Genomic DNA, 13,434 nt, shown 5'->3' on the forward strand with positions numbered 1-13,434 from the left:
GCCCCGGCCCGGTCAGTCCTCCCCGGCGGAGTTCGTCATCGCCAGCACGTCGAGGACCGCGTCGAGCTGCTCCTCGGAGATCTTCCCGGACGCCACGTGGCCGCGCTCGACGACCACCTCGCGGATGGTCTTGCGCTCGGCCAGCGCCTGCTTGGCGATCTTCGCTGCCTCCTCGTAGCCGACGTACCGGTTGAGCGGCGTGACGATCGACGGCGAGGACTCCGCGTACTCGCGCATCCGCTCGACGTTGGCCGTGATGCCCGCCACGCAGCGGTCGGCGAGCAGCCGGGAGACGTTGGCGAGCAGCCGGATCGACTCCAGGATGTTGCGCGCGATCACCGGGAGCTGCACGTTCAGCTCGAACGTCCCCGAGGCGCCCGCGAACGTGATGGCGGCGTCGTTGCCGATGACCTGCGCCGCGACCATGGTCGTGGCCTCGGGGATCACCGGGTTGACCTTGCCCGGCATGATGGACGAGCCGGGCTGCAGGTCGGGCAGGTTGATCTCGCCCAGGCCGGCGCGCGGCCCGGAGCCCATCCAGCGCAGGTCGTTGGCGATCTTGTTGAGGGCGACCGCCACCACCTTGAGCTGGCCCGACAGCTCGACGATCGAGTCCTGCGCGCTCTGCGCCTCGAAGTGGTCCAGCGCCTCGCGGAACGGGATGCCGGTCGCCTCGCGCAGCTTGGCGATGGCCTTCTCGGCGAACCCGGGCGGGGTGTTGATGCCGGTGCCCACGGCCGTGCCGCCGAGGGGCAGCTCCAGCACGTGGCCGAGCGCCGACTTCACCCGCACCAGCCCGTGCTCGATCTGCGAGGCGTAGCCGCCGAACTCCTGTCCGAGCGTCACCGGCGTCGCGTCCATCAGGTGGGTCCGTCCGGACTTCACCACCTGGTCGAACTGGAGCGCCTTGGCCCGCAGGCTCGCCGCCAGGTGCTCCAGCGACGGCAGCAGGTGGTAGGTCACCTCGGTCGCCGCCGCCACGTGGATGGAGGTGGGGAAGACGTCGTTGGACGACTGCGAGGCGTTGACGTGGTCGTTGGGGTGGACCGGCCGGCCCAGCCGCTCCTGGGCCAGGTGGGCGATCACCTCGTTGGCGTTCATGTTGGACGAGGTGCCGGAGCCCGTCTGGAAGACGTCGATCGGGAAGTGGTCGTCGTGCTCGTTCTCGGCGACGTCGGCCGCGGCCTGCGCGATCGCCTCGGCCAGGTCCTTGTCCAGGACGCCCAGCTCGGCGTTCACCTCGGCGGCCACGGCCTTGATGAGGCCGAGCGCGGCGATGTGCGACGGCTCCAGCGGCCGTCCTGAGATCGGGAAGTTCTCGACCGCCCGCTGGGTCTGCGCGCGCCACCTGGCTCCGGCGGGCACGCGCACCTCGCCCATCGAGTCTGTTTCGATACGGAACTCGCTCATGCCCCCAGTCTGTCCCACGAGGTCCGGCTCAAGCGGGCCCGGCGCGCGTGGCCGGCCCGGCGCGTGCTCAGCCCTGCAGGACGGCCACGATGAGGATGGCGATCATGACGGCGGCCGCCGCGGCCACCCCCATGAGGATGAGCATGCCCGTGCGGTTGCCCGTGGGGCGCTCCTCGGGCCCCGCGATGGCGAACAGGTCGGTGCCGAGCCCCTTGGAGTCCGGTCGTTCCATGGCCATGCCCTGCGGCCCCTGAGGGCCCGGCGGAAGCCCCTGGCCGGGCCCCGGGCGGGACATGCCGTGCCCGGCGGGCACCGGCCTCGGGGGCGGGCCGCCCGGGGGAACGGGACGTCCGGGCTGCTGCGCCGGCGGGTAGACCTGGTGGCCGGGTGCGTTGTAGGGCCGTGGCGTCTGGACGCGCTGGGTGGCCATGGCGCCCTCGTCCACGGGCGGGCCCGGCTGCGGGCGGCCCGGGAGCGGCGTCTTGGGCCGCTTCAGGCTCACGGTGCGCTCGGGGTCGAGCCCGGCCTGACCGCCCTCACCGCCGGGGCCCTGCGCGGCGGGGCGCCCGCCCGGGCCGCCCTGCGGGCCGGACGCCGGCGCGCCGTACGGTGTGGCGCGCTGGGGGCCGGAGCCGGGCGCGCCGTGCGGTGCGGCGCTCTGCGGACCGGAACCCGGTGCCGTGTGCGGTGCGGCGCCCCGCGGGCCGGAGCCCGGTGCGCCGGCCGGCCGTCCGCCCTGAGGACGCGCACCCGCTCCCTGCTGGGGGCCGGACGCCCCTGGCGTCCTGGAGCCGCTGGCGGGATCGGTGGCGTCGGGCACGGAGGTCTCCTGACCGGTCAGGCTCTCGGCGGTGATGACCGGTATCTCGTGGGTGGGCGTGTCGGCGACCATCCGCAGCATGGTCTCGGCCTTGGCCGCGTTCAGCCGCTTCTTGTGGTCCTTGTGCAGCAGCCCGGTCAGCACGGGCCCGAGCTGTCCCGCCTGGGTGGGCGGGTCGGCGTTCTCGCTCAGCAGCGCCGCGAGCGTCTCGGCGATCGAGGCCCGCTCGTAGGCGGGGCGCCCCTCGACCGCGAAGTACAGCGTCGCCCCCAGCGACCAGATGTCGGACTCGGGGCCGGTGTACTCGCCCCGCGCTCGCTCCGGCGCGGTGTAGCCGGGAGAGCCGATGACCATGCCGGTCTTGGTGAGCTTGGGGTCGCCCTCGGCCTTGGCGATGCCGAAGTCGGTCAGCACCACGCGGCCGGTCTCGGTGATGAGCACGTTGCCCGGCTTGACGTCGCGGTGCGTGATGCCCTGGGCGTGCGCGGCGCGCAGCGCGCCGAGCAGGTCGACGCCGATCTCGGCGACCAGCCGGGGCGGCAGCGGCCCCTCCTCGTCGATGACCTGCTCCAGGGACCGCGCCTCGACCAGCTCCATGATGATCCAGGGGCTGTCGTCGTGGATGAGCACGTCGTGGATGGCGGCGACGGCCGGGTGGCTGATGCGCGCGGCGATGCGACCTTCGCGGACCATGCGTTCGCGCAGCTCGGCCCGCTGCTCCTCGGTGAGGCCCGGGTCCTGCCGGATCTCCTTGACCGCCACCTCGCGGCCCAGGGCGCGGTCCCTGGCACGCCACACCGTGCCCATCGTCCCCCGCCCGAGCGGCGAGATCAGCTCGTAGCGCTCGGCGAGCACACGTGTCTGTGGTTCCGGCATGAGAAGAAGATATCTATTTCGCTTGGAAAGTGCTTTAGCCTCGCTTGCGAAGTTCTCTTGGCCAGAACCGCCGAGGAAGGAACAACTTTATCACCGTCGTCATGAAGCGGGCAGGAATCGAGGGAACCGCCGGCCGGGGCTCCACGCGCCGGCGATGGACGCCCTCGCCGGACCTGCGCTCCTGCCGGGGCGAGGGCACCGGGACCGGCGCCGCCATCGTGTCGGCGCGGCCCATGGCGTCGGCCCGGTGCAGCCCGCGGTGCGCGGGCCGGCGTGGAAAAGACGGCACGGTCACCGCCTGCGCCTGCCGGGTCTGGGTCTGCCGGGCGGGCCGGCGGGAGGCCAGCGGCTCCTCGGCCGAGCCGCCCGCCGCGACGCGCGCCAGCATGAGCGAGGCGCGCACGGAGTCGAGGCGGGTCTGCGGGTCGATGCGGAGCAGCGCGTCGAGCACCGGCGCGAGCGGGCCGGCCTTGGTCATGGGGATGGGCTCGCCGCTGGTCAGCGCGGCCAGGGCGGCGGCTGCCGTACGCCTGCCGTGCAGGCCGCGGCCCTCGACGGCGGTGTAGAGGGTCGCGCCGAGCGACCACAGGTCGGCGGCAGGGCTGGCCTTGGCGCCGAGGACCCGCTCCGGCGCGATGTAGCCGGCCGAGCCCAGCACGATGCCCGCCTGCGTGATCGAGACGTCGCCCTCCAGGGCCGCCAGCCCGAAGTCGGTGAGCACCGCCCGGTCGTCGGTGACGAGCACGTTGCTCGGCTTCACGTCGCGGTGCAGGATGCCCTTGGCGTGGACGGCGCGCAGCGCGCCCAGGATCTGCCGGCCGATCTCCGCGACGCGGCGGGGATGGAGCGGTCCTTCCTGCTGGATCAGCTGCTCCAGGGACCTCGCGTTCAGCAGCTCCATGACGATCCACGGCCGGTCGTCCTCGGTCACCACGTCGAACACCGTGATGACCGACGGGTGCGCCACCATCGCCGTGGCCCGGCCCTCGCGCTCGGTGCGGGCGCACAACTCGGCCCGCAGCTCCTCGTCGAGCACCGCCGGAAGGCGCACCTCCTTGACCGCGACGTAGCGGTCGAGCAGCTCGTCGTGCGCCCGCCACACGGTGCCCATGCCGCCGCGTCCGACAGGTTCGAGGAGCCGGTAGCGCGCGGCGAGAAGGTAACCGGAGGGCGCACGCATGCCTGGCAGCTTACCTATTTGTGTAAACCGACCAGTAGAGGCCCGGCCGATAAAATGTTGCGAATCCAAGTCAACCCGTCTGACTCGCCGGGTCAGCGAGCCTGCTCAGCGCGCCCACGGGCACGCGAACTGTCGTGCCCGTCCACATGGTGGGGGTCCGGGTGGCCTCGCCGCAAGAGACGCGCGTCACCCCGATCCTCCGCGCCCGCCGCCCGTCCCCTCCGGCGCCGCCGGGGCTCCCGTCCCTTCCCGGGCGGAGCGGAATGGCGTTCGCCCAGGTCCCGGGCCCGTTTCGCGGTGACTCGTCCGGCTGCGGAGAAATGCTTATTACGCCGATAAAGGGTGTCGTGCCGCGGGGGCCAGGGTTACGCGGGGAACTCTGGGGTGAGGTAGGCCGGTTGTAAGGGTGTCGTAAGGGGGTGGGGGCAGAGTGAAGCTACTTACGAGGCGACTCCTCAAGAATCCGGAAAGTGTGCGCCACGATCGGCAGAATGGGGAGCACGCGTCGGAGGTACGACCAAGTCAGCGACCATGACGGCTTCACCCGAAGGACGTGATGAGGATGCGCCAGACCCAGGTTCGCCCCCGGCCGAGGAAGCCGGCCGGCCCCTCCCTCGACCTTCGCACGCCGTCGGGGCGCAAGCTGCCCTTCTGAAAACCCCCATCGCAGGAGCGTCCTCTGAGAGGTGCACGATGTGCAGTCACTTCCCCGCCTGCCCCGCGGCCGGATCGGCCGACCGTGAGGCGGCCCACGTGGTCTCGGCCCACCCCGACCAGGGCTGGAGCCTGCTCTGCAACGGCGTCGTGCTCTTCGAGGACACCGGCCTCCTGCTGCCCGACGGCACCGTCGTGGCGCCCCACCGCGCCCCCGCGCTCGCCTGAACGACCTACCGGGGGCACGCGGCCGTGAGGCCCCGGCCGGCGGGCCGGCGGGGCCTGATCACGGCATCACGGCTCAGGTGAGGCCGGCCGGCTCGGACCGGCGCGCTCGGAGCGGCCCGAGCGCCCGGCTCAGCGGCGGCCGATCGACAGCACCGGGCCGGTGCGGTCGGTGAAGAAGTCGTCGCCCTTGTCGTCCACCACGATGAACGCGGGGAAGTCCTCCACCTCGATCTTCCACACCGCCTCCATCCCCAGCTCGGGATACTCCAGGACCTCCACCTTCTTGATGCAGTCCTGCGCCAGCCGGGCCGCGGGGCCGCCGATGGAGCCCAGGTAGAAGCCGCCGTACTTCTGGCACGCCTCGGTCACCTGCCGCGACCGGTTGCCCTTGGCCAGCATGACCATCGACCCGCCGGCCGCCTGGAAGCGCTCCACGTACGAGTCCATCCGCCCGGCCGTGGTCGGCCCGAAGGAGCCCGACGCGTAGCCCTCGGGCGTCTTGGCCGGACCCGCGTAGTAGACGGCGTGGTCCTTCAGGTACTGCGGCATCTCGCCGCCGTTGTCGAGCAGCTCGGCGATCTTGGCGTGGGCGATGTCGCGGGCCACGACGAGGGGGCCCGTGAGCGAGAGCCGCGTCTTCACCGGGTACTTCGTCAGCTCGGCGAGGACCTCCGGCATGGGCCGGTTGAGGTCGATCCTGACCACGTCGTCGGAGAGGTGCTCGTCGGTCGTCTCCGGCAGGAAGCGGGCCGGGTCGGTCTCCAGCTGCTCCAGGAAGACGCCCTCCGGCGTGATCTTGGCCAGTGCCTGCCGGTCGGCCGAGCAGGAGACGGCGATGGCCACCGGGCAGGAGGCGCCGTGGCGGGGCAGGCGGATGACGCGCACGTCGTGGCAGAAGTACTTGCCGCCGAACTGGGCGCCGATGCCGAGCTTCTGGGTCAGCTCGAAGACCTTCGCCTCCATCTCCAGGTCGCGGAAGCCGTGCCCGGAGGGCGAGCCCTCGGTGGGGATCGAGTCGAGGTAGCGGGCGCTGGCGTACTTGGCCGTCTTCAGGGCGTACTCCGCCGACGTGCCGCCGACGACGATCGCCAGGTGGTACGGCGGGCACGCGGCGGTGCCCAGGGAGCGGATCTTCTCCTCCAGGAAGGCCAGCATGCGCTTCTCGTTGAGGACCGCCTTGGTCTCCTGGTACAGGAACGACTTGTTGGCCGACCCGCCGCCCTTGGCCATGAACAGCAGCTTGTACTCGTCGGGGTGGCCGTGGGGGTCCTCGGCGTACAGCTCGATCTGGGCGGGCAGGTTGCTGCCCGTGTTCTTCTCCTCCCACATGGTCAGCGGGGCCATCTGGGAGTAGCGCAGGTTGAGCCGGGTGTAGGCGTCGTACACGCCTTTGGCTATGTGCTCGGCGTCGCGGCCGTCGGTCAGCACGTGGCGGCCGCGCTTGCCCATGACGATCGCGGTGCCGGTGTCCTGGCACATGGGCAGCACGCCGCCGGCCGAGATGGAGGCGTTCTTCAGCAGGTCGAGCGCCACGAACCGGTCGTTGCCGCTGGCCTCCGGATCATCGATGATCTTGCGGAGCTGGGCCAGGTGCGACGAGCGCAGGAAGTGGGAGATGTCGTGCACGGCCGTCTCGGTGAGCAGCCGCAACGCCTCGGGGTCGACCTCCAGGAACGTACGGCCTGCCGCCTCGACCCTCCGCACCCCCTCCGATGTGATCAGCCGGTACGTGGTGTCGTCGGCGCCCAACGGGAGAAGATCGGTGTAGTCGAACTCGGCCATGCCCATCCTTTCGATCCCCCAAAGCGTACGCCCACGCGAGGCGCGCTCCCGCCCGGCCGTCAGGTGCGCTCGGCGACCACGCGCGGCGTGGAGCGCGGCGAGCCCGGCGACGCGGCGGGCGGAGCGGGACGGCGGGCGGTGAGACCGATGACGATCCCGCCCACGACCAGCCCCGCGCCGAGCAGGTCGTAGCGGGACGGCGTCGCGATGCCCAGCACCGCCCCCGTCACGATGGCCCCCACCGGGATGAGCCCCGCGAACAGCCCCGCCCGCCCCGGCCCGAGCCGCGGCAGCGCCGAGTACCACAGGAAGAACGCCACCACGGTCACCACGAGCGCCAGGTAGGCGAACCCGGCCGCCTCCGCGAGGCTCGGCGCCCGCAGCATGCCGGGCCCCTCCTTGACCAGCCCGATCGCGGCCAGCATGGGCACGGCCAGCGTGGTCGAGTACGCGCTCACCCGCAGCGCCCCCAGCCGCGGCAGCAGCGGGATGGCCAGCAGCGAGAAGGCGATCTCCCCGGCGAACGCCCCGAGCGCCCACAGCAGCCCGGTCAGGTTGCCGCTGCCGAGCCCGGTGGCCAGCGTCGCGCCCGCCACCACGACCGCCGAGCCCGCGAGCAGCCGGGGCGCGGGCCGGCCGCCGGCCAGCGCGAGCGCCAGCGGCACGGCGCCGAGCACGGTGCCGACCAGCGCGGGCCCGGCGGCGCGGGCCGACTCGGTCACGCACACGTTGAACAGCGCCAGGCCGGTGAACGACAGCGCGGCGAGCAGCGCCCACTCCCGCGGCATCAGCCGGACGAACCGCTGCCCCATGACCCGGACCATGGCCAGCAGCACGACCGCGGCGACCAGGTAGCGCACCGCCTGCCCGCCGTACACCGGATAGTCCTTGACCAGGCCGGACACCCCGGCCAGCGTTCCCACCAGGAACATCGCGCACGCGGCGCCGAGCACACCGTTTCTCATGTTCGAGGATGCTAGGGAGACAATGGTCCACGCAAACAGTCCAATCCTCGGCTGTGAATGGGGGCCAATATGGGCGATCTGTACGTCCCGCTGGACCACGCGCGGGGCGGCGTGGCCGCGCAGGTGGCCTCCGGCCTGCGCGACGCGGTCTGCTCGGGTCGCCTGGCCCCCGGCGACCGCCTGCCGTCCAGCCGTGACCTGGCGGCAGACCTGGGGGTGTCGCGCGGGGTGGTGGTCGAGGCGTACGAGCAGCTCGTCGCGGAGGGCTTCCTCGTCTCGCGGGTCGGCTCGGGCACCCGCGTGGCCCCCGCCGCCACCCGTGGCCGCGCGGTCACGGCCGAGCTCCCGGAGTCGTACTGCGACTACCAGAGCCGGGCGACCTCGCCCGACCTCGGCCACTTCCCGCGCGAGCGCTGGCTGGCGGCGCTGCGCGACGCCCTGGCCATCATCCCCTCCGACGCCCTGGACTACGGCGACCCGGCCGGCATCCCGGAGCTGCGCGAGGAGCTGGCCGGCTACCTGCGGCGGGTGCGCGCCGCCGACGTGGACCCGGCGAACCTCGTCATCGTGGGCGGCGTCGCCCAGGGCCTCAGCCTGGTGCTGCACGTGCTGGCCGAACGCGACAGCCGGCTCAGGGCGGCCCGACGGGACGGTGGCCACGGGACAGCCCGGCGGGACGGCGATCCGGGGACGGCCCGACGGGAGAGTGGTCCGGGGGCGGCCGGACGGGACGGCCGGATCAGGCCGGGCGGGCGCGGTGGCCGGCTCGGGCTGGCCGTGGAGGATCCGACCAGCCAGCGGCAGGTGCCCCTGCTGCGCCGCGCCGGGGCCGACGTGCTGCCGGTGCCGGTGGACGGGCGGGGCCTCGACGTGGCGGCGCTGCGCGACCTCCCGGCCCGGGCCGTGCTGGTCACGCCCGCCCATCAGTACCCGACGGGCGTGGTGCTCTCGCCCGGCAGGCGGGCCGCGCTCGTGGAGTGGGCCCGCGAGGCCGACGCGATCGTGCTGGAGGACGACTACGACGCCGAGTTCCGCTACGACCGCGACCCGGTGGGCTGCCTGCAGGGGCTCGCTCCCGACCGCGTGGTGCTGGTGGGCAGCGTGAGCAAGGCGCTGGCGCCGGGGCTGCGGCTCGGCTGGGTCGTGGCCCCGCCCGCGCTGGCCGGGGCGGTCCGGCTGGCGCGCGGCGAGTTCGACCTCGGCTCGCCGGTGATCGAGCAGTACGCGCTGGCCTCCTTCCTGCGCACCGGCGGCTACGACCGGCACCTGCGCCGCATGCGCCGGGAGTACCGGGGGCGCCGCGACGCGCTGGTCAGGGCGCTGGCCGAGCACCTGCCCGAGGTCCGCGTCCGGGGCATCGAGGCGGGCCTGCACGCCTATCTCGACCTGCCGGCCGGCTGGGACGAGGAACGGGTGGTCGCGGTGGCGCGGGAGCTGGGCCTCGCGATGGAGGCCGTGGGCCCGATGCGCTTCGCGCCGGGCCGCCCGGCGGTGGCGGTGGGCTTCTCCCGGCTGCCGGTCCACCGGGCGGCGGAAGCCGTACGAGGGCTGAAGCTGCGCATGTCGGGAGGCGACGCGGGCTGACCGCCTTGGCGGCGGGGGAGGAGCCGGGCCGCCGTCCTGACCGCGGGTGCGGCGTCAGGCCGCCGTCTTGACCGCGGGCTCGAACCCCCTCGCCAGCACGATGATCACGCCGGCCAGCACGAGCGGCGCGGCGAACGCGATCCGCATGTCGAAGGAGTCGGCCAGCGCGCCCACCAGCGCGGCGCCGACGATGAAGCCCACGTAGTTGAACAGGTTGACCCGGGCGATGGCCACCCCCGTGCCCGCCGGGTCCAGCCGGCCCGCCGCCGAGAACGACTGCGGCGCCACCACCGACAGACCCACGCCGGTCAGCCCGAACGCCACGATGGCCAGCGGCTGGCTGGGCGCGGCCACGATGCCGACGAAGCCGAGCGTCGCGATGGCCCCGCCGATGCGCACGATGGCCGCCGAGCCGTACCGGCGCACCGCGAGGTCGCCGCCGAGCCGTACGGCCAGCGTCGTGGCCTGGTAGGCGGCGTAGGCCAGCGGGACCACGCCGGGCGAGGCGGACAGGACGTCCTTCATGAAGACCGTGCTGAAGTTGGAGACCGCGGCGTCGCCGACGTACAGGAAGCCCATCGCCAGGCAGAGCGGGATGATCGGCCGCCATGGGAACCGCGCGCCGGGCGCCGCCTCCGCGTGCTCGACCTTCTCCTCCTCGGCCGTGCACAGCCGCGGCCCGGCGTAGAGCGAGGCCGCCACGGCCAGCACCATCGGCACGCTCATGACCACCCCGAGGTCGAGCCCCGACGCGGCCGACGCCCACAGCGCGCCGAACAGGCTGAACACGCTCCACACGCAGTGGAAGCCGTTGAGCACGGCGCGGCCGTACCGGCGCTCGACCGCCACGCCCTGCATGTTGATGCCCGCGTCGACCGCGCCGACCGCCAGCCCGAACACCAGCAGCGCGACGAGCAGTACCGGTACGTTCGGGGCGAGCCCGGCGAGCACCACGCCCGCGGCCACGGTCGGCTGCGCGGCCCGCAGCAGCGGCTTGCTGCCCCGCCGCGCGGCGTAGGAGCCGGCGGCCACGCTGCCGACGCCCGCGAAGACCGGCACGACCAGCAGGATCAGGGTCAGCGTGCCCTCGTCGAGGCCGTGCCGGTTCTGCAGGTTGGCGACCTGGGTGAGCAGGGTCGCGAACGACAGTCCCTGCACGGCGTAGGCGACGTACGCGGCGATGCGGGCCTGGAAATCACGGGGGGTCGGCACGGCGGCCTCCAGGTGGGGGGTTCAGCGTGGGGGGTTCAAGCGTGGGGGTTCAAGCGTGGGGGTTCAGCGGGGGAGGTTCGGCAAACGTGAGGCGCGGTCAGGTTAGCGGTCGACCGGCCCTTTCGCCAGGGCGCACACACCCAGCGCCACCACGGCGGCCACCTCCGTGACCGCCAGACCGCGTTCCACCAGGCCGAGCGGCATGACCTGCCACCACGCCAGGCCGCTGCGCGCCCCCACCAGCACCACCGCGACGATCCCCGCGACCCACAGCACCGAGCCCAGGCCCAGGCCGAAGGCGGCCAGCGCCGGACCGCGCCGCCCGGCGTGCCGCCAGGGACGGGCGATGACCAGCGCCGCCACCGGCAGGCTGAGGAAGGCCACCAGGCTCCCCACCCGGTGGATGCTGCCGCTCAGGCTCGGGCCGACCGACCAGTCGTGCTTGGGGAACCAGGCCGTCACCAGCAGCCCCGCGCTCCACGCCATCAGCGCCAGCGTGCCGAACACCCCCGCGAGCCGCGTGCGGGCCAGCGCGACCCCGATCGCCGCCGAGCCCGCCGCGAGCAGCGCGACGCCGAGGCCGAAGACCCAGCCGTACGCGCCGAGGCCGTGCTCGCTGATGGTCCTGCGCAGCGGGTTGAGCTCGCCCGTCCCGGCGCCGGCCAGGTCCAGCCCGGCGACCACCGCCACGCCGGCGCCCACCGCGCCGAGCCCCCACCGCGCCGCGTGCCGCACCAGCCGCCTCCCTCCGGGCCGCCGCCGTACGGGCGGGCCCCGCTCCGGTCAACGGGCGGGCCCGGCGCCGGATTCCGCCCTTGGCACCCCATGACCGTACGAAACCAGGACTCGTACGGACTCGTCACCTTGGCCGGACCCGCGGAGGCGAGCACGCGGGCCGTGCGCCGGATATCGTCGAGATGTGAACGAGCGCCCGGGAGCGTGGCTGCCCCGCCTGCAGGAGGTCGGCGAGCGACTGGCCGAGGAGTGGATCAGTGCCCGGCGCCCCGCCCGGCCCGACACCCCCCAGCCGCAGGAGCTGCGCGCCTCCGACGACGACCGCGAACGCGTCGCGCAGGTGCTCCAGGACGCCCACGCCGACGGCCGGATCACCCTGGAGGAGCTGGAGGAGCGGCTCGGGACCCTCTACTCCGCCCGCACCCTCGGCGACCTCGCGCACCTCACCGAGGACCTGCTCCCGGCCGACGAGCAGCCGCTGCGGCTCGACGGCCGGCCGGTGTCGGCGTTCTTCAAGCAGGAGCAGCGCGGCGGGCGCTGGGTGGTGCCGGCCGAGCTGGACGTGACCGCCATGTTCGGCACGACCAAGCTCGACCTGCGCGACGCCATCCTCCAGAACCGGCGCATCGTGATCAACGCCACGCTCGTCTTCGGCGGGCTGGAGATCCACGTGCCGGAGGACCTGGAGGTCATCCGGGTGACCAAGGACAAGACCGTGCGGCTGACCAAGCAGCCCACCGAGCCGGGCGCGCCCGTGGTCGAGGTGCGCACCACCAACTTCGCCGGCGACGTCAAGGTCAAGGAGCCACCCCGCCGCAAGCGCCGCCGCTGACGGGGCCGCCCGCCCCTGGTCCCCGGACCCGCGGTGCCTGGACCGCGGTGCCTCAGCCCGTGGTGTCCCAGCCCGTGGTGTCCCAGCCCGCGGTGCCTCAGCCCGCGGTGTCGAAGTTGATCGCGCTGTAGGCCCGCAGCTTCCAGAGCTGGTGCTCGCTGTCGACCTTGCGAATCGTGCCCGAGCGCCCGCGCATGACCAGCGAGCTGGTCATCGCCACGCCCTTGCCGTAGCGCACGCCCTGCATCAGCTCACCCTGCGTGATGCCGGTCGCGGCGAAGAACACGTCGTCGGAGCGGACCAGGTCGTTGGTGGTGAGCACCTTGTCGAGGTCGTGCCCGGCGTCGACGGCCCGCCCGCGCTCGGCGTCGTCGCGCGGCCACAGCTTGCCCTGGATGACCCCGCCCAGGCACTTGAGCGCGCACGCCGCGACGATGCCCTCGGGGGTGCCGCCGATGCCCATCATGAGGTCGATGCCCGTGCCGACGCGGCCGGCCATGATGGCCCCCGCCACGTCGCCGTCCACGATGAACTTGATGCGCGCCCCGGTCTCCCTGATCTCCTTGACCAGCTGCTCGTGCCGGGGCCGGTCGAGCACCACGACGGTGACGTCGGAGGCCGAGCAGCCCTTGGCCCGGGCCACCGCCGCGATGTTGGCCGCGACCGGCGCCTCGATGTCCACCACGTCGGCCGCCTCCGGCCCGGTGACCAGCTTCTCCATGTAGAAGACGGCCGACGGGTCGTACATCGAGCCGCGCTCGCTCACCGCGATCACCGACACGGCGTCGGGCATGCCGAGCGCCGTCAGCCGGGTGCCGTCGATGGGGTCGACCGCCACGTCGCAGTCGGGCCCGCTGCCGTCGCCGACGTGCTCGCCGTTGAACAGCATGGGGGCGTCGTCCTTCTCGCCCTCGCCGATGACGACCACGCCGTTCATGGACACCGTGTTGATCAGCTGGCGCATCGCGTTGACCGCGGCGCCGTCCGCCCCGTTCTTGTCCCCCCGCCCGACCCAGCGGGCGGCGGCCATCGCGGCCGCCTCGGTGACGCGTACCAGCTCCAGGGCGAGGTTGCGGTCGGGGGCGTGCTCGCCCGTCGCCAGCGCTGGGGGTACGGACGTCTGATCGGACATGATGGCGGGCCCTCCTCGTGGACA

The 13,434-nt window shown here is 73.4% G+C and carries 11 protein-coding genes; 3 read left to right on the top strand and 8 right to left on the bottom strand.

What is annotated here, in order from left to right:
• Nucleotides 1–12: 12 nt before the first annotated feature.
• The 3 genes from HT134_RS26020 to HT134_RS26030 all read right to left on the bottom strand — a co-directional run bounded on the left by HT134_RS26020 (nucleotide 13) and on the right by HT134_RS26030 (nucleotide 4,286).
• A complete protein-coding gene (locus HT134_RS26020) occupies nucleotides 13–1,410 on the bottom strand; it encodes a class II fumarate hydratase (protein WP_175603051.1) in 1,398 nt (465 codons plus the stop codon).
• 67 nt (nucleotides 1,411–1,477) lie between these two features.
• On the bottom strand, nucleotides 1,478–3,106 hold the full coding sequence (locus HT134_RS26025; RefSeq protein ID WP_175603052.1) for a serine/threonine-protein kinase: 1,629 nt from the start codon (nucleotides 3,104–3,106) through the stop codon (nucleotides 1,478–1,480).
• 34 nt (nucleotides 3,107–3,140) lie between these two features.
• Nucleotides 3,141–4,286, bottom strand: a complete 1,146-nt coding sequence (locus HT134_RS26030) for a serine/threonine-protein kinase (RefSeq protein WP_175603053.1) — start codon at nucleotides 4,284–4,286, stop codon at nucleotides 3,141–3,143.
• Between the two features lie 693 nt (nucleotides 4,287–4,979).
• Between HT134_RS26030 and HT134_RS26035 the strand changes: the two genes are divergently transcribed.
• On the top strand, nucleotides 4,980–5,168 hold the full coding sequence (locus HT134_RS26035; RefSeq protein ID WP_175603054.1) for a DUF5999 family protein: 189 nt from the start codon (nucleotides 4,980–4,982) through the stop codon (nucleotides 5,166–5,168).
• 129 nt (nucleotides 5,169–5,297) lie between these two features.
• Here HT134_RS26035 and HT134_RS26040 read toward each other — a convergent pair whose 3' ends face one another.
• Both HT134_RS26040 and HT134_RS26045 read right to left on the bottom strand, forming a co-directional pair.
• Nucleotides 5,298–6,950 (bottom strand): fumarate hydratase, encoded by a 1,653-nt coding sequence (locus HT134_RS26040; protein ID WP_175603055.1) that lies wholly within the window; start codon nucleotides 6,948–6,950, stop codon nucleotides 5,298–5,300.
• Nucleotides 6,951–7,009: 59 nt separating this feature from the next.
• A complete protein-coding gene (locus tag HT134_RS26045; protein WP_175603056.1) occupies nucleotides 7,010–7,915 on the bottom strand; it encodes a DMT family transporter in 906 nt (301 codons plus the stop codon).
• Between the two features lie 69 nt (nucleotides 7,916–7,984).
• Here HT134_RS26045 and HT134_RS26050 point away from each other — a divergent pair, with 69 nt between their 5' ends.
• Nucleotides 7,985–9,499: an aminotransferase-like domain-containing protein gene (locus tag HT134_RS26050; RefSeq protein WP_175603057.1), complete on the top strand. Its 1,515-nt coding sequence runs from the start codon at nucleotides 7,985–7,987 to the stop codon at nucleotides 9,497–9,499.
• Between the two features lie 54 nt (nucleotides 9,500–9,553).
• Here HT134_RS26050 and HT134_RS26055 read toward each other — a convergent pair whose 3' ends face one another.
• Entirely contained in the window at nucleotides 9,554–10,711 is a 1,158-nt protein-coding gene (locus HT134_RS26055; protein WP_175603058.1) for an MFS transporter, read from the bottom strand.
• Between the two features lie 102 nt (nucleotides 10,712–10,813).
• A complete protein-coding gene (locus HT134_RS26060) occupies nucleotides 10,814–11,446 on the bottom strand; it encodes a DUF998 domain-containing protein (RefSeq protein ID WP_175603059.1) in 633 nt (210 codons plus the stop codon).
• A gap of 184 nt (nucleotides 11,447–11,630) precedes the next feature.
• Here HT134_RS26060 and HT134_RS26065 point away from each other — a divergent pair, with 184 nt between their 5' ends.
• Nucleotides 11,631–12,278: a DUF1707 SHOCT-like domain-containing protein gene (locus HT134_RS26065; RefSeq protein ID WP_175603060.1), complete on the top strand. Its 648-nt coding sequence runs from the start codon at nucleotides 11,631–11,633 to the stop codon at nucleotides 12,276–12,278.
• 97 nt (nucleotides 12,279–12,375) lie between these two features.
• Here the strand turns inward: HT134_RS26065 and glpX are convergent, their stop codons facing one another.
• Nucleotides 12,376–13,410, bottom strand: coding sequence for a class II fructose-bisphosphatase (gene glpX / locus HT134_RS26070; protein ID WP_175603061.1), 1,035 nt, complete (start codon nucleotides 13,408–13,410; stop codon nucleotides 12,376–12,378).
• Nucleotides 13,411–13,434 lie beyond the last annotated feature (24 nt).

It is taken from the genome of Nonomuraea rhodomycinica, from assembly GCF_013363995.1.
Taxonomy (GTDB): Bacteria; Actinomycetota; Actinomycetes; order Streptosporangiales; family Streptosporangiaceae; genus Nonomuraea; species Nonomuraea rhodomycinica.

Bases quoted from the DNA above. Each gene is read 5' to 3' on its own strand.
- HT134_RS26020 (WP_175603051.1), bottom strand. From the start codon at position 1,410: ATGAGCGAGTTCCGTATCGAAACAGACTCGATGGGCGAGGTGCGCGTG.
- HT134_RS26025 (WP_175603052.1), bottom strand. From the start codon at position 3,106: ATGCCGGAACCACAGACACGTGTGCTCGCCGAGCGCTACGAGCTGATC.
- HT134_RS26030 (WP_175603053.1), bottom strand. From the start codon at position 4,286: ATGCGTGCGCCCTCCGGTTACCTTCTCGCCGCGCGCTACCGGCTCCTC.
- HT134_RS26035 (WP_175603054.1), top strand. From the start codon at position 4,980: ATGTGCAGTCACTTCCCCGCCTGCCCCGCGGCCGGATCGGCCGACCGT.
- HT134_RS26040 (WP_175603055.1), bottom strand. From the start codon at position 6,950: ATGGCCGAGTTCGACTACACCGATCTTCTCCCGTTGGGCGCCGACGAC.
- HT134_RS26045 (WP_175603056.1), bottom strand. From the start codon at position 7,915: ATGAGAAACGGTGTGCTCGGCGCCGCGTGCGCGATGTTCCTGGTGGGA.
- HT134_RS26050 (WP_175603057.1), top strand. From the start codon at position 7,985: ATGGGCGATCTGTACGTCCCGCTGGACCACGCGCGGGGCGGCGTGGCC.
- glpX (WP_175603061.1), bottom strand. From the start codon at position 13,410: ATGTCCGATCAGACGTCCGTACCCCCAGCGCTGGCGACGGGCGAGCAC.